The following is a 22,061-nucleotide window of genomic DNA, read 5'->3' as shown; positions in this document are numbered from 1 at the left end:
CTTGTGGGGCCTGTTAACGCAATATTACGAGTTGGTAAAGCCTCGTTTCATCGCCTCAACTCCGAATTGCTGAATGAGAGCACTTTTTGCTAAAAGTGATTTTATTTTGAGCTGTTCAGGATTGTATCAATACGGACCAGTTCTTCAGCAGAGAAATGGCGGTTTTCCAGCATCCCCACGGCGTCATCAATCTGAGCCGTTTTACTTGCTCCAATCAGCACTGACGTCACGTTCTCATGGCGTAATACCCAGGCCAGAGCCATCTGGGACAACTTCTGACCGCGCTCTTCCGCCATGGCGTTCAGCTTTCTTACCTTCTCCAGCTTCTCTTCGGTGATCTGGTCAGGATTCAGGAACTGACTGCCGCTTGCCGCGCGTGAGTCTGCCGGAATGCCGTTCAGATAGCGGTTTGTCAATTGTCCACCGGCCAGCGGCGAGAAGGGAATGCAGCCGACCCCTTTTTCCTGCAACACGTTCAGCAGTTCCTCTTCCGGCGCACGTTCAAAAAGAGAGTATTTCGGCTGGTGGATCAGGCAGGGCGTACCGAGATCGTCAAGGATATCAATCGCCTTGCGGGCCAGTTCTGCAGGGTAGTTGGATAACCCGACATACAGGGCTTTTCCCTGGCGCACCGCATGGTCAAGCGCTTTCATGGTTTCCAGCAGCGGCGTTTGTGGGTCAGGACGGTGATGATAGAAGATATCCACATACTCCAGCCCCATGCGCTTCAGGCTTTGATCGAGGCTTGCCAGCAGATATTTGCGTGACCCCCAGTCGCCGTAAGGGCCATCCCACATGGTATAACCTGCTTTGGTAGAGACGATCAGCTCGTCTCGCCAGGGCAGGAAATCCTCCTGCAAAATACGGCCGAAATTACGTTCGGCCGATCCCGGCGGCGGGCCATAGTTGTTGGCAAGGTCGAAATGCGTAATGCCCAGATCGAACGCGCGCTGTAAAAGTTGACGGCTGTTTTCGATAAGCGTGGTGTCGCCAAAGTTATGCCACAGCCCAAGCGAGATGGCGGGCAACCTGAGTCCGCTTTGCCCGCAGCGGCGATATTCCATTGTCCGATAACGATTTTTGTCCGGCTGATAACCCATTCTCATGACCTCTGGCGCAGAAGAAAAAATCAGTGTATGCGTTTACATTAACGCGAAAAAAAGCAGCATAGCGCAGCCTTTTTTGTAAAGCATTCTTTCCATGCTCTTCTTATCGCCAATTCTGGACAGTCATCACGCTTATTTAATACTCAAGGTGAGGTCAACATTAGAAGGATACCTGTTCATGCGTACCCCATACTGCGTCGCCGATTACCTGCTGGACCGTCTTACAGATTGTGGAGCCGATCATCTGTTTGGCGTGCCGGGCGACTATAACCTGCAGTTTCTCGACCATGTGATAGACAGCCCGGATATCTGTTGGGTGGGCTGTGCCAACGAGTTAAACGCCTCTTATGCCGCGGACGGATACGCCCGATGTAAGGGTTTTGCCGCGCTGCTGACGACATTTGGTGTAGGAGAGTTAAGCGCCATGAACGGCATTGCGGGCAGCTACGCCGAGCACGTTCCGGTGCTGCATATTGTGGGCGCGCCGGGTACGGCGTCACAGCAAAGAGGAGAGTTGCTGCACCATACGCTGGGCGACGGTGAGTTTCGTCATTTTTACCATATGAGCGAACCGATCACCGTTGCACAGGCGATTCTGACCGAACAAAACGCCTGTTACGAGATTGACCGGGTATTGACTACCATGCTCCGGGAGCGTCGTCCCGGCTATCTGATGCTGCCTGCGGATGTGGCAAAAAAAGCCGCCACGCCTCCTGTAAACGCTCTCACTCTCAGGCACGCGCATGCCGATAGCGCCTGCCTGAAAGCGTTTCGGGATGCCGCTGAGAACAAGCTGGCCATGAGCAAGCGTACGGCGCTGCTGGCCGATTTCCTTGTCCTGCGCCACGGCCTGAAGCATGCCCTACAGAAATGGGTCAAGGACGTGCCGATGGCACACGCCACTATGCTGATGGGTAAAGGGATATTTGACGAGCGTCACGCTGGGTTTTACGGCACGTATAGCGGTTCGGCAAGCGCCGGGGCGGTAAAAGAGGCGATTGAAGGGGCAGACACGGTGCTGTGCATCGGGACGCGATTTACCGATACCCTGACCGCCGGCTTCACGCATCAGCTAACCCCGTCACAAACAATTGAAGTTCAGCCTCATGCATCACGCGTTGGTGACGTCTGGTTTACCGGCATCCCCATGCTTCAGGCAATCGAAACGCTGGTGGAGCTGTGTAAACAGCACGTGCACGATGCGCCGGCACCGTCGTCTCAAAGCGCTATGGCCTATCCGCAGCCGGATGGCTCGCTGACGCAGGACAATTTCTGGAAAACGTTGCAGACGTTTATCCGCCCGGGAGACATCATCCTTGCGGATCAGGGCACCTCGGCCTTCGGCGCGATCGACCTTCGTCTTCCGGCTGATGTGAATTTTATCGTCCAGCCGCTGTGGGGATCGATCGGCTACACCCTGGCCGCAGCGTTTGGCGCGCAAACCGCCTGCCCAAACCGGCGCGTGATTGTGCTGACGGGGGATGGTGCGGCGCAGCTCACCATACAGGAGCTTGGCTCGATGCTGCGGGATAAACAACACCCCATCATTCTGGTCCTTAACAACGAAGGGTACACGGTGGAAAGAGCGATCCACGGGCCGGAACAGCGGTATAACGATATTGCGCTATGGAACTGGACGCAAATCCCGCAGGCTCTGAGCCTTGATCCTCAGGCCCAGTGCTGGCGGGTCAGTGAAGCGGAGCAGCTGGCGGACGTCCTTGAAAAAGTGGCGCACCACGAGCGGCTCTCGTTGATTGAGGTGATGCTGCCGAAAGCGGATATCCCGCCGCTGTTGGGGGCGATCACCAAAGCGCTGGAAGCGCGCAATAGCGCCTGATTATTTGTCGTTTCGCCAGGCCATCATCATCGGTTTGCCCGCCAGCAGGAGCCAGGCGGGCAACATCACGATACAAAGCAGGGGGAAAAGCGTTGAATCGGGTACCACTACCGCCGCCATAAACAGGCTGAGCCACGCGTCGCGCGTAACCACCAGAACCAGCCCCAGAATAGAGCAGGAGACGGTAATGGCCGCAGGCACAGCATCGACGTGTTCGTGCAGCATCAGCCCCAGCGCGACGCCGACAAAGACCACCGGGAAGATGCGTCCACCGCGGAAACCGCAGGCTGCAGCCACCACCAGCGCGGCCAGCTTAATCACGGCAAACAGCAGATAGTCGGAGACGCTAAACACCTGGCTGAAGGCCAGCTGCTGCATCTCGTCCAGACCTTTAAACAGCGTCACCGGCCCGCCAATTACCCCTAAAATACCGAGAATCAAACCGCCGGACCCCAGAATCAACACCGGGTGTTTGAGCTTATGCATCAGCCTGTGCAGGCGAGGAAGACACCATACCGCCACCATTCCCAGCGCAATGGCGATGGCGACGACGATGGCGCCGCTGAAAATATCCGCTATCTGCATTTGGCCGTAGTGGGGGAGGGAGAGTGAGAAGTGGGGATGGAAAAACAGGCTGGTCGTGAGCGCCCCGGCGGCTGCGGCCATCAGCGGGGCAAACAGCTTATCCCACAGCGGGACGTCGTTATTGCTGCTGAGCGTCTGCGAAAAGATCAGTGCGGCAGCGACGGGCGTGCCGAAAAGCGCCCCGATGGTGCCTGCGGAGGCGAGGATGGTCCAGTCCAGCGCGCCGACGCGGGGCAAAATGCGTGAACCGAGGAAAACCGCCAGGCCAATATTCACCGCCATAATTGGATGCTCAGGCCCCAGGCTGACGCCGCCGGCCAGACCGATAATCAACGCAATGAGCAGCCCGGGCAGTGCCGAAGGGGGTACCGGGGCGCCAATCAGCGGTTCCTGCGCCGGATCGGGGCCGGCATGGCCAGGACTGAAGCGGATCGTCAGGCCTACCGCAATACCGGTCAACGTCAGCATCACAACGATCCAGGCTGGAGAATCAGCGCTGACGCCCAGTTTTGTCGGAAGCGCCGTCCATAACATGGCTTGCAGCACCGACGCGACTTTCATCACGACAATGAGCACCAGACTTGAGGCCACGCCAATAATTAGCGCCGGAATTGCCAGCAACAGCATGGTTCTGGCTCGCGGGTGGAGCATGATGATTTCCTTGTACAAAACGGCATTACGTTACTTTGCACATTAAGCTTTATGGCAATAGTGCAAAAGGTGCTGAAACGGTAAAGTTATTCTGTGACGAAGATCGATAATCCATGGGCATTCACCTTATGGCCGTTGTTGTTATCACGCCTTGAATTTACAGTGTCCCAAAGATTTATTCTGACTTTAGCGGAGCAGTAGAAGAATGACAAAGTATGCTTTGGTAGGTGATGTGGGCGGCACGAACGCGCGCCTCGCATTGTGCGATGTTAGTAGCGGTGAGATTTCCCGGGCGAAAACCTATTCCGGGCTGGATTATCCAAGCCTTGAAGCCGTTGTCCGCTTCTATCTGGAAGAGCATCAGGTTAGCGTTGAAGACGGCTGCATCGCGATAGCCTGCCCGATAACCGGCGACTGGGTCGCAATGACCAACCATACCTGGGCATTCTCCATCGCCGAGATGAAAAAAAACCTCGGGTTTTCACATCTTGAAATCATCAATGACTTCACCGCGGTGTCTATGGCGATCCCGATGCTGAAGCCAGAGCATCTGATCCAGTTTGGCGGCGCTGAACCGGTCGAGGGTAAGCCGATTGCGGTTTACGGAGCCGGTACCGGCCTCGGCGTGTCGCATCTTGTGCATGTTGCTCAGCGCTGGGTAAGCCTGCCGGGTGAAGGCGGCCACGTTGACTTTGCGCCTAACAGCGAAGAAGAGGGCATTATCCTCGAAGAGTTACGTGCTGAGATCGGCCACGTCTCCGCCGAGCGCGTTCTTTCAGGTCCGGGGCTGGTGAATCTGTACCGCGCGATTGTGAAATCAGACGGTCGTCTGCCGGAAAACCTGCAGCCAAAAGACGTCACTGAACGCGCGCTGGCGGACAGCTGCATTGACTGTCGTCGTGCCCTGTCGCTGTTTTGCGTGATCATGGGACGTTTCGGCGGCAACCTGGCGCTGACGCTGGGCACCTTCGGTGGGGTCTATATCGCGGGCGGGATCGTACCGCGCTTCCTCGACTTCTTTAAAGCCTCGGGCTTCCGCGGCGGGTTTGAAGATAAAGGGCGCTTCAGAAGCTACGTGCAGGACATTCCGGTTTATCTGATCGTGCATGATAACCCAGGCCTGCTGGGCTCGGGTGCTCACTTGCGTCAGGTTCTCGGTCAAATCCTCTGACGCAGAGCCCTCTCCCGCGGGAGAGGGCCTTTTCTTTACAGGTGCATCAGCTGACGAAACTCTTTCACCTTGCTGCGGCTTACCGGCACCTGAAAATCCAGATCTTTCAGACGCAAAATGTAGGTGTTGTTAAACCACGGTTCGATCTCGCGGATCTTATTTAAATTTACGCAAAACGACCGGTGGCAGCGGAAAAAGTGGGCAGCCGGGAGCTTGCTGCAGAATTCGGTAATGTTCATCGCCATCACGTACGATTCCCGCCGGGTATAGACAAACGTCATTTTTTCGTGCGCTTCGGCGTAGTAGATATCGTTGACCGGGGTCACGATGATGCGCTCGTCTTTGACCAGATTTATGGTGTCGTTTTCGCGTACCGTCGGGCTGGCGGGGGCGGTTTGCTGCTGCCAGGCGGCCTCCAGCTTTTGCAGCATGCTGACAATACGCGACTCCTGATAAGGCTTAAGAATATAGTCAAAAGCCTCCAGCTCGAAGGCCTCTACGGCGTGCTCTTTCCAGGCGGTAACGAAAACGATAAATGGCTTATGGGCAAACTGATTGATGTTTTGCGCCAGCAATACGCCATCCAGCGACGGGATATTGATATCCAGGAAAATGGCGTCTACCCGGTTATGCTGCAAAAATTTCAGCACGTCCAGACCATCATCAAACGTACCCACAATCTCCATCTGGCTGTGGGTTTTGATAAGCCAGGTGAGCTCCTGCTGAGCCAGGAATTCATCTTCTACAATGATAACTTTCATGGGTTACTCCACCTGGGGCAATAGTGATGTCGTCGTATGCGCGCGAGAGCGCTCATTCGGGACGTAAAAAGCAATTTCGGTGCCCTGCTCAAGACGTTGAATATGCAGCCCGTCGCCGTAAAGCAGCTTGACCCGATGGTGCACGTTCAGCAGACCGATTTTATTCCCCGGCATCTCGTTAGACTCCACCCGCTCAATGACTTTAGGATCAATTCCGTGGCCCGTATCGCGCACCGCAATACGCACCCGGTTGCCGCTTTCGGTAACGCTGATGGTGACGACGCCTTTGCCTTTACAGGGCTGAATACCGTGAACAATTGCGTTTTCGACCAGCGGCTGGATAAGCAGGCTTGGGATCACGCAGTTGACCTCTTCATCAATATCGTAAATGACCGTGAGCTTGTCGCCAAAGCGGGCCTGCTCGATCGCGATGTAGTCCTTGATCTGATAAAGCTCTTTTTTGATGTCGATCTGCTCGTCATCTTTCAGTTCGATGTTGTAGCGCAGATAGCGCGACAGGTTAAAAATCAGCTGGCGCGCGGTGTCCGGATTTAGGCGAATGGACGAGGAGATAGCGTTCAGCGCGTTAAACAGGAAATGGGGATTGATTTTACTCTGCAGCGCGCGCAGTTCTGCCTTATTTGCCATCTCGCGCAGCTGTTCCGCCCGCGAAACCTCAAGCTGGGTGGAGATAATCTGCGACAGGCCGATGGCCATCTCCTGCAGCGTTGAGGTGATCTGATGCGCGTGGCAGTAATAAATTTTCAGCGTGCCCGTCACGACGCCTTTCTCCCACAGCGGGATGACCAGCATCGAGTGAATTTCCGGCGTTCGGTGGGCTTCATCATTGTTTTTAATAATGATTTTACCGTAGTTAATCGCCTGTCTGGTGGTCGGGCTTATGGTGTCATCGTTGTCGCGATAGTTGTGCTCCCCGACGCCAACGTAGGCCAGCACGTGATCAATATTGGTGATGGCGACGGCGTCAGCGTGGATGTCGTGGCGGATAATTTCGCAGACCTGACGCAACGATTCCGCGTTCACGTGGCGGAAAAGCGGCAGCGTTTTGTTGGCGATATCCAGCGCCAGCTTGGCCTGACGGGCGGCACTGGCCTCTTTTTCCCCTTCAACGCTTTGCACTAGCAGCACGATAAAGCCGATGCACACGCTGCCCAGGATCATCGGAATACCGATTTTCGAAACGATATCCAGCCCCAGCTCGGTGGTGGGGGCCCAGACGACGACCAGGATCATGGTCAGCGTTTCGCACACCATGCCGGCGACGATCCCGGCGCGCCAGCGCTGTTTTTTCGGTATTTTGCGGCTGATCCAGCCGGAAAGCACCCCGGCGATAATGCTGGTGATAAAGCACGGCACCGCCGTTACGCCACCGATATCAATCAGATAGCGGTGCGTCCCGGCAATCAGGCCGGTGATGACGCCGACCCACGGACCAAACAAAATTCCGCCGGACATGACGGCGATAATGCGCACGTTTACCAGCGAACCCTCTACCGGCACGCCTGACCAGGTGCTGAACAGTGCGAACAGCGAAAAGATGGCGGTAACGGCCAGCAGCTCTTTTGGCGAGTGGGCCGATTTGTGCAACAGCTCGCGAAACAGGCGAATGCGAATCAGGAAGAACAGGCAAATCAGCATTAATGCCGCACGATCAAAAACCGCCAGCAGCATAGTGAATATTTCGTGCACGAGTAGACCTGGGAAAACGGTAAAGAACCATGATAAAAAACCTGACGCGTATTGACCAGCTATCCGTCAGGTTTATCAAATGAGGAAAAACCATAATTTACAAAGGGGATTATCTGGCGATGACCGAGGCGTCCTGTTTTTTTCTGAACGGCGCATTATCAGGTAACTGGTTTGATATCATCCTGTTAAATAACAGCTATCAAACAGCCGATCCCGAAACAGGGGCTTCCGCTTTTAGGCGCAGCCGGGTTCCGGTTTTTAGTCGAGCGCTTTTTTTTCATTTCCCTCTCGACAGCATGATTTTTTTCAGGTTATTTTCTAAACATGCCACATCGGTGGCGGCGTCGCTCGGACGGTCCGGGCGCTAACGTTAATCTGAGGAATCTATGGCTGAATTCAGTCCTGAACGCCGTTTTACGCGTATCGATCGTCTCCCCCCTTATGTTTTCAATATCACTGCTGAACTGAAAATGGCTGCGCGTCGGCGTGGCGAAGATATTATCGATTTCAGCATGGGTAACCCAGATGGCCCAACGCCACCGCATATCGTTGAAAAGCTCTGCACGGTTGCCCAGCGCCCGGATACGCACGGCTACTCGACCTCTCGCGGTATTCCCAGGTTACGTCGCGCGATCTCGCGCTGGTATCAGGATCGCTATCAGGTTGATATCGATCCGGAAAGTGAAGCGATTGTCACCATCGGCTCGAAAGAGGGGCTGGCGCACCTGATGCTGGCCACGCTGGATCATGGCGATACGGTTCTGGTACCTAATCCAAGCTACCCGATCCATATCTACGGCGCGGTGATTGCTGGTGCGCAGGTCCGTTCTGTGCCGCTGGTGGAAGGTGTCGATTTCTTTAACGAACTGGAACGTGCGATTCGTGAAAGCTATCCGAAACCCAAGATGATGATCCTCGGTTTCCCGTCGAACCCAACGGCGCAGTGCGTGGAACTCGATTTCTTCGAGAAAGTTGTTGCGCTGGCTAAGCGTTATGACGTGCTGGTGGTTCACGATTTAGCCTATGCAGATATCGTCTATGACGGCTGGAAAGCCCCGTCGATTATGCAGGTCCCGGGCGCGCGTGACGTGGCGGTAGAGTTCTTTACCCTGTCGAAAAGCTACAACATGGCGGGCTGGCGTATTGGCTTTATGGTGGGTAACAAAACGCTGGTGAGTGCCCTGGCGCGCATTAAGAGTTACCACGACTATGGTACCTTCACGCCGCTGCAGGTCGCGGCTATCGCTGCCCTGGAAGGCGACCAGCAGTGCGTTCACGAGATTGCCGCCCAGTATAAGCGCCGCCGCGACGTGCTGGTAATAGGGTTGCATGAAGCGGGCTGGATGGTGGAAATGCCGAAAGCGTCCATGTACGTCTGGGCGAAAATTCCGGAGCCGTATGCGGCGATGGGATCGCTGGAGTTTGCCAAAAAACTGCTGCAGGATGCGAAGGTGTGTGTGTCGCCGGGCATTGGCTTTGGTGATTATGGCGACACCCATGTGCGATTTGCCCTGATTGAAAACAGCGACCGTATTCGTCAGGCGGTGAGGGGCATCAAGAGCATGTTCCGGGCCGACGGTCTTCTCACCTCAAAGAGCGTCGCTGAACACCCCGCGTCGTCATGACATAAAAAAACAGGAGCCGATGGCTCCTGTTTTTTTGACAGCATGTTCTTCACTAGATCATCAGGGCAAAGGTTCCGGCCCAGACTAAAACAATCACCGAAATGCCCATAAAGAAATATTTCACGTTTCATCGCTCCGCGTATCTTGTGGTACGCATTTAAAAACAGAGTCCACCTGATTATAGAGAACTGAAATCCGGTTAAAACGGAAATGAGAATTTTCCCGTTACGCCGTTAACTCCAGCTCAGAATTCTGTGCTTTCCTGTTGCCAGACGGCGCTAATGTACGCTTAAAAATGAGAGGTGACAAGAGGGATTTTTTTAAATAATTTCCGTCACTTACGGGTGTCGTGGAACGGCGACAGTTTGATTTCACTTCGCAATAAATTCACTTTGGGCGACGCATTGAAAGACAGTTACTCAGCGGGAAGACAGGTCATTGAAAAGGTTAGTTTCTTAGCGAAACTAACCTGATGAAGGGCTAAATATAGAGCGAGGCTTCGCCAAGAGGGCGGGTTTTGAAACGACGGTGCATCCACAGATACTGCTCGGGCGCACGCATGATTTCAGTTTCGATAACTTTATTGATAAACGCCGCGGCTTCGCACTCATTTTCCGGATAGTTAGCCATTTCAGGAGAGATGTGCAGACGATAGCCTGACTTATCTGCTTTTCTCACCATCGTCACGGTCAGCATGGAGGCGCCCGATAAACGAGAAATGACAAAGGTGCCGTTAGTCGTCGCAACATCTTTCACCGCAAAGAAGGGGGCAAAGCTGCTGCCTTTACGTCCATAATCCTGATCGGGCGCAAACCAGACGGCCTCACCTTTCTTCAGGGCACCGACCATGCCGCGCAGGTTATTACGGCTGATCATCGCCTTATTGGAACGCATGCGGCCTCGCGTCTGCACCCACTCCATCAACGCACTGTTGTGCGGTCTGTAGGTCGCCATCATTGGCTGACAAAGCCCCATCACCCGGCCGCCCAGCTCCAGCGACATAAAGTGAACGCCGACGACCATCACGCCGCGTTTTTGCATCTGCGCGCGTTTAAGGTTATCCAGTCCTTCCACGTCAAACCATTTGCGGACACGCTCATCCGGCCAGAACCAGGCCATTCCGGTTTCAAGCAGCGCCATGCCGATAGACTTGAAGTTTTCCGCGATGAGTTTCTCGCGCTCTTCGGCATTGTACTGCGGAAAACAAAGCTCAATATTTTTACGCGCGATCGATTCGCGACGTTTCAGAAAAACGCGGGAAGCGCTGCCCAGTTTTGACCCCAGCAAGCGCAGGACAGGGTATGGAAGTTGAACCAGCAGCCAGAGCACGCCAAGACCAAACCATGTAAACCAGTAACGTGGGTGTAAAAACGCACGCTGAAATTTGGATTGAGACAAAATAGTAGAACCTATGTGAAGCCTGTAAAGGTAGCGCAGAGTTTGCGATACGACGTGCCGATAAGACCGTTCTTCAAGGTGATGGTTGCAGGCTTTACCGAACTTTACGGCGTTGCCTGGCCACTGCTGATTTGGGTGGGCGGCGTAATGTAGCACCGTTATACGATATGTGCTATTACTCGTTTTTGATTAAAAAAGCGGCGATTCTGGAGGTGTTTGATTTTACACTGTATAAGCTCAAGAAGTGAGAGCGATTTTCATGCCTGAGGGGAGAACTGAAGCCTTTGCGTAAGCAGGAGTGAGCCGAAAAAAGAGCAGCAGTGTTTATTTTCGGACCTTAATATACGTTTTATTTTCCCTTCGAATAATAGATAAGAATTTTCTTTGTGAAAATTCTTATCTATTATTCATGCCATAAATCAATTCGTCGCTTGTATTTATTCATTAACCTCTGTCTTTTATCTGCTCGCAATAACCTGTCGCTGTTCATTCATCTTTTTTTGATATCATGCCGTGATGTAAATCAAAACAAAATGGTTTTATTAGCATCTCTCTGTTTGTGATCCTTTTTACGATACAAATATTCGCTTTGCATGAAGAAGGCAGTGTCTTTTACTAAGGCTAAAGGATAATTCGCATTAATGTCTTAGTGGAAAATTCTTAAGAAATTTCTTATTGCGGGTAAATGATCTGTATATTTGATTTTACGTCGATCATTATTCTAATATTGCGCATCAAGAACGATACCGTGAAGTTGGCGTAGCAAAAACACAGAGGGATGATGAAATGGCTGACAGTTTTCAAAATGAGGTGCCTAAGGCACGTATAAACCTGAAGCTTGACCTGCATACGGGCGGGGCAAGTAAGAAAATGGAGTTACCGTTGAAATTACTGGTTGCGGGTGATTTCAGTAATGGTCAGGAGTCTGCTCAAATATCTGAGCGTGAGAAGGTTAACATCACGAAAAATAATTTCGACAGCGTTCTTTCTGAATATTCACCAAAACTTAATCTAACCGTTAAAAATACGCTGTCCGAGGATGGTGGTGAGGACTCTATTCAGCTGACTTTTCAGAGCATGAAAGATTTCACGCCAGAGCAGGTGGCTGCTCAGATACCGCAGCTGAAAGCAATGCTGGCGATGCGCAACTTGCTGCGCGACCTGAAGGCTAACTTGTTGGATAACCAGACCTTCCGAAAGGAGCTGGAAAAAATCGTTCTGGACCAGTCGCTTAGCGCTGAGTTGCGAAATGAACTATCCGCGCTGGCATCAAGAAAATCGTAACCATCACGCTGTTTTAACGGATTTATCAAGGAATGCTCATGTCTGTACAAAATAATACTGCCGGGAGTGAAAGCGTGGTGCTGGAACGTCCTGCTGCGGGTGGGGTTTACGCCTCCCTGTTTGAGAAAATCAATCTGAGTCCTGTCTCCGAGTTGAGCGCGTTAGACCTCTGGCAAGATGCGCAGGCGATGTCAGATGCGACCGCTGATGAGCGTCTGACTGCAGGTATGCAGGTCTTTCTGGAATGTCTGACCAAAGCAGGCGCGAAGGTCGAAAAACTGGATAAAAGCCTGATCGATCATCACATCGCGGAGCTCGATTACCAGATCAGCCGCCAGCTGGACGCGGTTATGCACCACGATGAGTTTCAGGCGGTCGAAAGCCTGTGGCGTGGGGTGAAATCGCTGGTTGATAAAACAGATTTTCGCCAGAACGTGAAAATTGAGCTTCTGAGTATGTCCAAAGAAGATCTGCGCCAGGACTTTGAAGACAGCCCGGAAATCATCCAGAGTGGTCTGTATAAACACACCTACATTGATGAATATGATACTCCAGGCGGCGAGCCGATTGCGGCACTGATTTCCGCTTACGAGTTTGATGCTTCAGCGCAGGATGTCGCTCTGCTTCGCAACATCTCCAAAGTATCCGCTGCTGCACATATGCCGTTTATCGGCTCTGCAGGCCCGAAATTCTTCCTTAAGGAGTCAATGGAAGACGTCGCGGCGATTAAAGATATTGGTAACTATTTTGACCGCGCAGAGTACATCAAGTGGAAATCGTTCCGCGATACTGACGACGCCCGCTACATCGGCCTGGTCATGCCGCGCGTATTGGGACGTTTACCGTATGGCCCTGACACCGTTCCGGTTCGCAGCTTCAACTATGTCGAAGAAGTCAAAGGTCCGGATCACGACAAATACCTGTGGACTAATGCATCATTTGCCTTCGCGTCAAACATGGTACGCAGCTTTATCAATAATGGCTGGTGTGTACAAATCCGCGGCCCGCAGGCTGGTGGTGCGGTTCAGGACCTGCCTATTCATCTGTACGATCTCGGTACCGGAAATCAGGTAAAAATCCCGAGCGAAGTGATGATTCCTGAAACCCGCGAATTCGAATTCGCGAATCTGGGCTTCATTCCTTTGTCCTACTATAAAAACCGCGACTACGCGTGCTTCTTCTCAGCCAACTCCACTCAGAAACCGGCGCTGTATGACACCGCTGATGCGACGGCGAATAGCCGCATCAACGCCCGTCTTCCGTACATCTTCCTGCTGTCGCGTATCGCCCACTACCTGAAGCTGATTCAGCGCGAGAACATTGGTACCACTAAGGATCGCCGACTGCTGGAACTGGAGCTGAACACGTGGGTCCGCAGTCTGGTTACCGAAATGACCGATCCGGGCGACGAGTTGCAGGCTTCTCACCCGCTGCGCGACGCGAAGGTGGTAGTGGAAGACATCGAAGACAATCCGGGCTTCTTCCGCGTGAAGCTTTACGCCGTGCCGCATTTCCAGGTGGAAGGCATGGACGTCAATCTGTCGCTGGTTTCCCAAATGCCGAAAGCCAAATCCTAAGGCGAGAGGAAATCAGGGATGAAAATTTACCGCCCGCTTTGGGAGGATGGGGCCGCTCTGGCCCCGCAACAGTTCCAGCAGCAGGTTCGCTGGAATGAGCACGTTGCCGACATGGTCGCCCGGATGGGTATTTCACATCCCTGGGGCGTGGTTGTGGCTGAATTTGATGATGCTGCGCTGGCGCTCTCTCGCCTGAATGCCATCCGTCTGGTGGTACGCTTTCAGGATGGAACTCTTGTGGATACCGACCTGGCAGATACGCTTCCTCCGGTCTGTGACTTGTCTGTTGCAGCCGGCAGTGAATCTGTTGATGTGGTTGTCGCACTACCGCTGCTGAGTGCCAGTGGTGGCAACCTCGATAACGGCCAGGACAGTGAGCGTCCGCGTCGCTGGAAAGCGGAGCGTGTGGTAGTGCAGGAACTGGCCGGGTATGAAAGCGGGGAGTTGGCCATTCTGCGTCATGCGTTGACCCTGCGTTTGTCCAGCCAGGAAAATACGGCATACCTGACCTGTCCAGTGGCCCGTCTGGTGCGTAATGCTCAGGGGCAATGGAGCCGGGACCCTGCATTCATTCCGACGATGCTTTCCCTTTCTGCAAGCCCGCTTCTGACCACCGAACTGGGTGACCTGCTGATTCGTTTACAGGCCCGCCGCCGTCGCCTGATGGCCATGCGCCGTGAAAGCAATGAGAGGATGGCCGACTTTGCAGTCGCGGATGTCTCCCTGTTCTGGCTACTCAATGCTCTGAACAGCGCCGAGCCGGTGCTGACGGAACTGCTGCAGACACCGGATCGGCACCCGGAGTTGCTGTACCGCGAACTAACACGTCTGGCTGGCAGCCTGTTGACCTTCTCGCTTGAGCACGACGCCGGGGACATTCCTGCTTATCAGCATGATGCACCGGAACGGGTATTCCCACCGCTGCTGACACTGCTCGATAAACTGCTGGAAGCGAGTCTGCCGTCGCGGGTGGTGAGTATCCACCTGGAGCATCAGGACCAGATCTGGAAAGGCGCCCTGCACGATGCTCGCCTGCGTGAAGGGGCGGATTTTTACCTTTCCGTACGTGCCTCCATGCCGAACCATGAACTTCAGACGAAATTCCCGCAGCTGTGTAAAGCGGGCAGCTTTGAAGATGTGTCGGATGTGGTGAATGTGGCTCTGAGCGGGATGGTTATCAAGCCGCTGACCCATGTGCCGGCCGCTATCCCGTTACGCCTTGAGAACCAGTATTTCTCGCTGGATCTGAGTAGTGAGGCAGCGCGGGCGATGCTGGAAGCGGGAAGCTGCACCTTCTACACCCCGCGCTCATTGGGAGATGTGAAACTTGAACTCTTTGCGGTGCTGCGCACATGAATAAATCCGATCTCACCCAGTTAGAAAGTATCTTCTACCCGGGCTGGCTGATGGTCAGTCAGCTGCGGGGCGGTCAGGAAGTTCGTGATGGTGAAGGGCTCTATCGCCGGGCCTGTCGTCTGGTGCAGGAGGCAAAAGGGGCGCTCACGGAGGCAGGTTACAGCGACATCAGTCGTGACCATATGGTGTATGCCCTGTGTGCACTGCTTGATGAAAGCGTGATGAACCGGGGAACCACCGATGATGGTTACCTGACCTGGCGGCGTGACCCGCTGCAGGCACACTTCTTTGGCACTCTCAATGCTGGTGAGGAGTTGTGGGAAAGAATCCGAGACCTGCTGAAAGAAACTGCCCCTGACGCCGCCGTCCTGACCTGTATGTACAGGACCTTGCAACTGGGATTCGTGGGTCAGTATCGCGCTCAGGATGACGAGCGTCGGGAAGACATTATTCGCGCTCTCGCAGAACGGGTGCCCGCTTTTTCGCTGGCCCAGGATGCCCCCATTGTTGCCCGAGTATCACGTCTGCGCAGCGGTTGTCGCTGGTACTGGCTGACCTGGGCTGTGGCTATTGTCGCCCTGGCAGCGCTCTGGTTCTTCCTTTCGTCTTCGCTTACCGAACTGGTAAGCCAGATCGTCAGGCCGGGGTAAGCGATGCGGGATGCGTACCGAAGTCTGTTAACTGCCCTGGGTGCCGTACTGGCGCTGTGGCTCATTCTGGGATTCTGGGCACTGTCGACGGGAAGCCGTGTAGTGCTCAGTCTGCTGGTTGTTGTGGTGTCCGGGCTGATGCTCTGGCGTCAACGCCAGGCTTCTCAGGCGCGGGCAACCGCTGTTCGTGAAATTGTGGATGAAAACCTGCCGCCGGAAGATTTTCAGGGGGCGGTGATCCTCGCCTGTGGCGACAACGCTCCGCTGTTTGCATCCGGCTTCCATCACCGGGAAACCCGGCAGGGCTGGTATCTGCGGGTGAAAGATGCGGAACAGCTTCCCCTCTTTGCGCAGCACATGAGTTTGATGCGTCCAGCCCTGGTGTCGCAAATCTCCGTAATGCTGGCGGTGGTGCCTGAACAGCACACCTCCCGTGATGATTTTACCCAGTCTCTGCGGGGCTGGCAGCGGGCTGTCGTCCAGTGCCGCGCGGCATTTGGCACTTTGCCACAGTTGTGGACCGTGACCTGGGTATCGCCCCCTGTGGCCTGCGCAGAGGAAGAGCCTGTCTGGTTTACCACGGTAAGTCAGCGGGGCGGTATTCATGTGTATCAGCCCGGTCAGGGCAGTATGTCACTGACGGAATGGACCCGAGATACTGGGGGAGAAGGGCGTCTTTCTCGTCTGAGTCAGGGCCTGTGGCTGGACAGTCTGCTTGCCTGGCAGAACAGCGCGTTGAATGACCTGTTGTCGGTACGGCGGGGAGAGTTGCCTGTGATGAAGCCCTGCGTACAGGGTATGTGCATAGTTCCGGTGAGCGGTATCGATGGCAATCTCTGGCAACAGCACATTACTTCCGTGACGGCGCTGCCACCGGATGCCGTTGTAACGACAGAGCCACTGCCGCTGCCTGAGTTGCTGCTGCCAGCTTTACGCCGACGTGGCGTCAGCCGCAGAATGGTGTTCTGGCGCTACGCCGGATTTCTGGGCGGGATTTTCCTCGCGCTTGCCATGCTGGCGTCCTGGATGAACAACCAGCGCCTCATACGGAATGTTGGCGATCATCTTGCGTTATATCACCAGCTGACGGGGCAGCCTGCTGCTCCGAAACTGCGTGCGCAGCAGCGACTGAGAGCAGATGGCGCATTGCTAGACGACTGGCAGCGCCGCGGGGAGCCACTGCGCTATCGCCTTGGGTTGTATCAGGGGCTGCGCCTGATTCCGGTCATTGAGGCTGCTCTCAGCGACTGGGCACCTCCGCCACCGCCTCCACCGGTCATTAAGAAAATCATTCAGGGTCCGAAAACACTTCGCCTCGACAGCATGTCGCTGTTCGATTCCGGCAAGTTCGAGCTGAAGGCGGGCTCCACCAAAATGCTGGTGAATTCACTGGTTGGCATCAAAGCGAAGCCCGGCTGGCTGATTGTCGTGTCCGGCCATACCGATAACACCGGCAATCCGCAACTAAACCAGACGTTGTCTCTGAAACGTGCCGAAGCGGTGCGCAGCTGGATGCGTGACACCGGCGACGTGCCCGAAAGCTGTTTTGCGGTGCAGGGCTATGGCGAAAGCCGCCCTGTCGCAACCAACGACACCCCGGAAGGGCGTGCGCTTAACCGCCGTGTCGAAATCAGTCTGGTACCGCAGGCAAGTGCCTGTCAGATACCCGGCAAACACCTGGCGCCATCGCAGGATGATGGCGTCTCAGAAAATAAAACGGAGTAATTAACATGGCAATTCCTGTTTATCTTTGGCTGAAGGACGACGGCGGCGCGGACATCAAAGGGTCTGTTGACGTTCAGGATCGTGAAGGCAGCATTGAAGTGGTGGCGCAGGAGCATAACCTGTACATCCCGACCGATAACAACACCGGCAAGCTGACCGGTACCCGTATCCACACCCCATTCCTGTTCACCAAGGAAATCGACTCCTCCAGCCCGTACCTCTACAAGGCTGTGACCACCGGTCAGACCCTGAAGTCTGCGGAATTTAAGTGGTACAAGATCAACGACGCGGGCCAGGAAGTTGAATACTTCAACACTAAACTGGAAAACGTAAAAGTGGTGAAAGTGAATCCGGTGATGCACGACATCAAGGATCCTTCTTTCGAGAAGCACAACCACCTCGAGCAGATCGAACTGCGTTACGAAAAAATCACCTGGACCTACAAAGACGGCAACATCATTCATTCCGATTCCTGGAACGAACGCGCCACCGCGTAAGTCACGAGCGGGCAGAGTTTCTCTGTCCGCTTTTTTTGTTTTGCTGAACGTCTGCCTGTACGGGCGTTGAGCAAAAAACATCACATTTCGGAAATCAGACCTTATGGGCCTCGGTAACGGCCAGGGGCGGTAGCGTGCCTGAACGGTCCTCAACAGTGAGCAAGCAAACATGGAAAACCCGGCAATTCTTCTTCGACGTCTGAACCCTTACTGCGCCCGCGCGATGGAAGGGGCGGCCTCTCTGTGTCAGACCCGCGCCCATGCGGAAATTCTGCCGGAGCACTGGCTGCTGAAACTGCTGGAGCAGGGAGAAGGTGACCTGACCGTGCTGGCCCGCCGTTACGAGTGGGACATGGACGCCATCTGGCAGGATTTGCTGGGCTGGCTGGACAAGCAGCCGCGCTCGGTACGCCACCGTCCGCAGTTGTCTGATGCCATTCAGACCCTGATGCAGGAAGCCTGGCTGATTGCCTCGCTGAACGGTGAAGAACACATCAGAAGCCAGCACCTGTTGATGGCCCTGGTGGAAAAACAGAACCTGGTGCGCAGCGATGGTCTGTGGCCGCTGCTGACGCTTGGTCAGAGCCAGCTGGAGCGCCTGCGTTCTTTGCTGGACGCACAGTCCGACGAACGCCCTGACGTGCAGCAGGAAGCAGAGCTGGCCCAGAGCCACGGCGGTGAAGTGGAATTTGTGGGCCGTCCGGTCGGTGCAGAGCTGAAAGAAGGCGAACTGAATCCGGCGCTGCAGAACGCACTGGATAAGTTCACCCTCGACGTCACCGTCAAAGCCAGAGAGGGCAAAATCGACCCGGTGTTTGGTCGCGACACGGAAATCCGCCAGATGGTGGATATTCTCTCCCGTCGTCGTAAAAACAACCCGATTCTGGTCGGTGAACCGGGTGTCGGTAAAACCGCGCTGGTCGAAGGCCTGGCGCTACGTATTGCCGAAGGCAACGTTCCTGAATCCCTCAAACCTGTCATCCTGCGTACTCTCGACCTCGGTCTGCTGCAGGCGGGCGCCGGTGTCAAAGGCGAATTTGAACAGCGCCTGAAAAACGTCATCGATGCGGTGCAGCAGTCCCCGGTGCCGATTTTGCTGTTTATCGACGAAGCGCACACCATCATCGGCGCAGGCAATCAGGCGGGGGGCGCGGATGCGGCCAACCTGCTGAAACCTGCCCTGGCACGTGGTGAGCTGCGTACAATTGCCGCCACGACCTGGTCCGAATACAAACAGTACTTCGAGCGCGATGCCGCACTCGAGCGTCGCTTCCAGATGGTGAAGGTGGACGAGCCGGATGACGACACGGCGTGTCTGATGCTCAGGGGCCTTAAATCCCGCTACGCGGAACACCATAACGTCCATATCACCGATGATGCGGTCCGTGCCGCAGTCACCCTGTCGCGTCGCTACCTGACTGGCCGCCAGCTGCCGGACAAGGCCGTGGACCTGCTGGACACCGCCGCCGCGCGCGTGCGCATGAGCATCGATACAGTGCCGGAACAAATTGTGCGTCTGAAAGCACAGCTGACCGCACTGGAACTGGAAGAGCAGGCGCTGCTAGAAGACATTGCCGCGGGTTGCACCGGACACAGCGATCGTCTGAGCGTCATTGAACAGCAGCGCAATACACTGGAAGCTATCCTGCAGCAGCAGGAAAGCCGTTTCAGCGCTGAAAAAGAGATTGCACAGCAACTGATGGCCAGCCGCCAGGATATCAGCCAGCAGGCTGAGATTTCCGACCTGCAGCAGCAGCTCGAACAGGCACAGCAGGGCGACGTGCTGGTTCAGGTGGATGTCGACACCCGCACGGTTGCCAACGTGATTGCCGACTGGACCGGCGTACCGCTCTCTTCCCTGATGAAAGACGAACAGACCGAACTGCTGACGCTGGAAAATGAAATCGGCAAACGCGTGGTCGGGCAGGATGTGGCACTCGTTGCCATCGCTCAGCGCCTGCGTGCCGCGAAGACCGGGCTGACATCAGAGAACGGCCCACAGGGCGTGTTCCTGCTGGTTGGCCCAAGCGGCGTGGGGAAAACCGAAACCGCGCTGGCGCTGGCCGATGTGATGTACGGCGGCGAAAAATCGCTGATCACCATCAACCTGTCCGAATACCAGGAGCCGCACACCGTGTCGCAGCTGAAAGGCTCGCCTCCGGGCTACGTCGGTTACGGCCAGGGCGGCATTCTCACCGAAGCCGTGCGCAAGCGTCCGTACAGCGTGGTGCTGCTGGATGAGGTGGAAAAAGCCCACCGCGACGTCATGAATCTGTTTTATCAGGTCTTTGACCGCGGCTTTATGCGCGACGGAGAAGGGCGTGAGATCGACTTCCGTAACACGGTCATCCTGATGACCTCGAACCTCGGCAGTGACCATCTGATGCAGCTACTGGATGAACAGCCGGAAGCAACCGAAGGCGACCTGCAGGAACTGCTGCGCCCGATTTTACGTGACCACTTCCAGCCCGCGCTGCTGGCACGCTTCCAGACCGTGATTTACCGCCCGCTGGCCGAGGCGGCCATGCGCACCATCGTGGAAATGAAGCTCGCACAGGTCAGTAAACGTCTGAACCGCCACTACGGCCTGACCACGCAGATTGACGAGAGCCTCTACGACGCGCTGACCACCGCCTGCCTGCTGCCGGATACCGGCGCGCGCAACGTTGACAGCCTGCTCAATCAACAAATTCTGCCGGTGCTGAGTCAGCAGCTGCTGACCCACATGGCCGCGAAACAGAAACCACACTCCCTGACGCTCGGCTGGAGCGATGAGGAAGGGATTGGGCTTGAATTTTCAGACGCGGCTGAACGCTAATCCGGAGGCAGGGAATGACCATTCATGATGCCGGGAAGAAGAAAAAGAAGGACGACAAGAAGCAGGACGATGATTCCGTCAGAAAACTGACTACCGGGGAAATCGCCTTAGCCAGAACGGTATTCGGCAACCGGATCGATTACGAGAAGGTGAAAATTCATCATGGCAGTTATCTGCCGTTTAATGCACAGGATGCCAATACGGCAATGACGCCAAATGGTGAAATATATTTCATTAATCAGTACCGGGATGATTTTTCACAGTCGACGTATTCGCTTCAACATATGTTTATTCACGAAATGAGTCATGTCTGGCAGCGTGAAAAGAATGTTATTGGAAGAGGGCTTGTGAGCTGGCTTGTCAGCTATCGCTATACGCTTGATGGCCGCCTGGTGAGTGACTATCCGATGGAGCAGCAGGCACAGATTATTGCCGATAATTTTGTTTTACAGACATTTGGCTATGAAATCTGGTGGCACCTTGAAAATAAAAAATATCCCGATATTACGCTTGATGGTGACACGTCTGAGGCAGTAATACGCGAAGGGTATAAAAATTCTCTGAGAGGTTTTCCATGGTAAGCGTGAGCCATTTTCGAAAAATTATCTTTATCGTTTCATTAGGCATGTCTTCGGTAGTCCTGACAGGGTGCCCGGGGCCTGGCGACAGAATGAGCCTGGATGAAACTGCGCAGGTGAGCAGGCAGGGTAATGACGTCTGCATGAGTATTAATGATGCGCGAGATTATCAGCCTGCAGACATGGGGATCAATCTTCGGGGAACGCTGCCTAAAGAGAAAAAATTCAACTTCTCGCCAGGACTTAAGATTGTTGATGGTGCATTGTGCATTCCTCCGTCTTACCACTGTTTCATGGATGGTAATAAATATATTGTTGAATTCGTGCTTCATTCAGCAAGTAACAAAGATGAACCCCGGAATTTTGTTGTTGGAATAGGTGTTAATAAAACCCAGGTATATAACTTTCCTTTGACCGATCGCGAAATATCAAGGCCTTATGGTTCAATTGAAATTTCTGAATAGTATCCCGGAATAACGTCATGAAGGTTTTTATCTTTTTAACTTTAATGATTGTGGGAATTCTGTTTCTTCCGGATACGTATTTTTACACATTTGTTAAGCGCTTTATTTCCATCAGCGGTGACGGTGAATACGGCATGAACAATTTTGAAATGACCGTATTGCTGGTTAAAACCCTTGCCTGCGCCCTTGGGGCAGGAGCTGCAATCACTCTTTTTCGTACTCGCTGAGTACCCCTGATTAAACCTGTTACTTGCCCGTCGGCAAGAAA

21 protein-coding genes are annotated in these 22,061 nt (G+C 54.4%); 15 read left to right on the top strand and 6 right to left on the bottom strand.

Translation table 11 applies throughout. The annotated features are described in order from the left end of the window. Positions 1-101 precede the first annotated feature (101 nt). The gene (mgrA, locus tag WM95_RS17505) at positions 102-1,100 is read right to left on the bottom strand and encodes an L-glyceraldehyde 3-phosphate reductase (RefSeq protein WP_045354374.1); all 999 of its coding nucleotides are present in this window, start codon (positions 1,098-1,100) and stop codon (positions 102-104) included. Between the two features lie 184 nt (positions 1,101-1,284). On the opposite strand from mgrA, the gene ipdC reads away from it, so the two are divergent. Next, positions 1,285-2,943 carry an indolepyruvate decarboxylase gene (ipdC, locus tag WM95_RS17500; protein ID WP_063408671.1) on the top strand — a complete coding sequence of 553 codons (1,659 nt, stop codon included), beginning with the start codon at positions 1,285-1,287 and terminating at the stop codon, positions 2,941-2,943. Here the strand turns inward: ipdC and WM95_RS17495 are convergent, their stop codons facing one another. Continuing rightward, on the bottom strand, positions 2,944-4,179 hold the full coding sequence (locus WM95_RS17495) for an ion channel protein (RefSeq protein ID WP_063408670.1): 1,236 nt from the start codon (positions 4,177-4,179) through the stop codon (positions 2,944-2,946). 205 nt (positions 4,180-4,384) lie between these two features. Here WM95_RS17495 and glk point away from each other — a divergent pair, with 205 nt between their 5' ends. After that, on the top strand, positions 4,385-5,350 hold the full coding sequence (gene glk, locus WM95_RS17490) for a glucokinase (RefSeq protein WP_063408669.1): 966 nt from the start codon (positions 4,385-4,387) through the stop codon (positions 5,348-5,350). A gap of 35 nt (positions 5,351-5,385) precedes the next feature. On the opposite strand, the gene WM95_RS17485 is transcribed toward glk, so the two are convergent. Then, on the bottom strand, positions 5,386-6,111 hold the full coding sequence (locus WM95_RS17485; RefSeq protein ID WP_023308712.1) for a LytR/AlgR family response regulator transcription factor: 726 nt from the start codon (positions 6,109-6,111) through the stop codon (positions 5,386-5,388). Positions 6,112-6,114: 3 nt separating this feature from the next. Beyond that, a complete protein-coding gene (locus WM95_RS17480; RefSeq protein ID WP_088544906.1) occupies positions 6,115-7,821 on the bottom strand; it encodes a sensor histidine kinase in 1,707 nt (568 codons plus the stop codon). 119 nt (positions 7,822-7,940) lie between these two features. Between WM95_RS17480 and WM95_RS27235 the strand changes: the two genes are divergently transcribed. Beyond that, on the top strand, positions 7,941-8,189 hold the full coding sequence (locus WM95_RS27235; protein WP_103791512.1) for a hypothetical protein: 249 nt from the start codon (positions 7,941-7,943) through the stop codon (positions 8,187-8,189). A gap of 18 nt (positions 8,190-8,207) precedes the next feature. Beyond that, entirely contained in the window at positions 8,208-9,446 is a 1,239-nt protein-coding gene (alaC, locus tag WM95_RS17475) for an alanine transaminase (RefSeq protein ID WP_063408667.1), read from the top strand. Between the two features lie 52 nt (positions 9,447-9,498). Here the strand turns inward: alaC and ypdK are convergent, their stop codons facing one another. Both ypdK and lpxP read right to left on the bottom strand, forming a co-directional pair. Continuing rightward, the gene (gene ypdK, locus WM95_RS17470) at positions 9,499-9,570 is read right to left on the bottom strand and encodes a membrane protein YpdK (protein ID WP_099458937.1); all 72 of its coding nucleotides are present in this window, start codon (positions 9,568-9,570) and stop codon (positions 9,499-9,501) included. A 356-nt stretch (positions 9,571-9,926) separates the two neighbouring features. Next, positions 9,927-10,847 (bottom strand): kdo(2)-lipid IV(A) palmitoleoyltransferase, encoded by a 921-nt coding sequence (lpxP, locus tag WM95_RS17465; RefSeq protein ID WP_024907634.1) that lies wholly within the window; start codon positions 10,845-10,847, stop codon positions 9,927-9,929. Between the two features lie 12 nt (positions 10,848-10,859). Here lpxP and WM95_RS27435 point away from each other — a divergent pair, with 12 nt between their 5' ends. From WM95_RS27435 to WM95_RS17415, 11 genes are all read left to right on the top strand, one after another. After that, the gene (locus WM95_RS27435; protein ID WP_162184392.1) at positions 10,860-10,997 is read left to right on the top strand and encodes a hypothetical protein; all 138 of its coding nucleotides are present in this window, start codon (positions 10,860-10,862) and stop codon (positions 10,995-10,997) included. 633 nt (positions 10,998-11,630) lie between these two features. After that, positions 11,631-12,128 carry a type VI secretion system contractile sheath small subunit gene (gene tssB, locus WM95_RS17460; RefSeq protein ID WP_023308708.1) on the top strand — a complete coding sequence of 166 codons (498 nt, stop codon included), beginning with the start codon at positions 11,631-11,633 and terminating at the stop codon, positions 12,126-12,128. Between the two features lie 32 nt (positions 12,129-12,160). Then, positions 12,161-13,705: a type VI secretion system contractile sheath large subunit gene (tssC, locus tag WM95_RS17455; protein ID WP_032667902.1), complete on the top strand. Its 1,545-nt coding sequence runs from the start codon at positions 12,161-12,163 to the stop codon at positions 13,703-13,705. 18 nt (positions 13,706-13,723) lie between these two features. After that, positions 13,724-15,061, top strand: a complete 1,338-nt coding sequence (tssK, locus tag WM95_RS17450; RefSeq protein WP_063408665.1) for a type VI secretion system baseplate subunit TssK — start codon at positions 13,724-13,726, stop codon at positions 15,059-15,061. Then, positions 15,058-15,711 carry a type VI secretion system protein TssL, short form gene (gene tssL / locus WM95_RS17445; protein ID WP_063408664.1) on the top strand — a complete coding sequence of 218 codons (654 nt, stop codon included), beginning with the start codon at positions 15,058-15,060 and terminating at the stop codon, positions 15,709-15,711. The genes tssK and tssL overlap by 4 nt, the downstream gene beginning before the upstream one ends. 3 nt (positions 15,712-15,714) lie before the next feature. Next, complete coding sequence (locus WM95_RS17440; protein WP_063408663.1) at positions 15,715-17,436, top strand: OmpA family protein; 1,722 nt, start codon at positions 15,715-15,717, stop codon at positions 17,434-17,436. 5 nt (positions 17,437-17,441) lie between these two features. Beyond that, on the top strand, positions 17,442-17,933 hold the full coding sequence (gene hcp, locus WM95_RS17435; protein WP_001007319.1) for a type VI secretion system effector Hcp: 492 nt from the start codon (positions 17,442-17,444) through the stop codon (positions 17,931-17,933). A 169-nt stretch (positions 17,934-18,102) separates the two neighbouring features. Beyond that, positions 18,103-20,751 (top strand): type VI secretion system ATPase TssH, encoded by a 2,649-nt coding sequence (tssH, locus tag WM95_RS17430; RefSeq protein ID WP_063408662.1) that lies wholly within the window; start codon positions 18,103-18,105, stop codon positions 20,749-20,751. A gap of 14 nt (positions 20,752-20,765) precedes the next feature. Beyond that, a complete protein-coding gene (locus tag WM95_RS17425) occupies positions 20,766-21,332 on the top strand; it encodes a hypothetical protein (RefSeq protein ID WP_063408661.1) in 567 nt (188 codons plus the stop codon). Next, on the top strand, positions 21,326-21,793 hold the full coding sequence (locus WM95_RS17420) for a putative T6SS immunity periplasmic lipoprotein (protein ID WP_331245028.1): 468 nt from the start codon (positions 21,326-21,328) through the stop codon (positions 21,791-21,793). The genes WM95_RS17425 and WM95_RS17420 overlap by 7 nt, the downstream gene beginning before the upstream one ends. Before the next feature lie 17 nt (positions 21,794-21,810). Then, a complete protein-coding gene (locus WM95_RS17415) occupies positions 21,811-22,020 on the top strand; it encodes a hypothetical protein (protein ID WP_047174218.1) in 210 nt (69 codons plus the stop codon). Positions 22,021-22,061 lie beyond the last annotated feature (41 nt).

It is taken from the genome of Enterobacter cloacae complex sp. ECNIH7 (genome assembly GCF_002208095.1).
GTDB lineage: Bacteria > Pseudomonadota > Gammaproteobacteria > Enterobacterales > Enterobacteriaceae > Enterobacter > Enterobacter cloacae_M.
The sequence above is the reverse complement of the archived record's forward strand: the minus strand, read 5'-3'. Positions and strand labels throughout refer to the sequence as shown.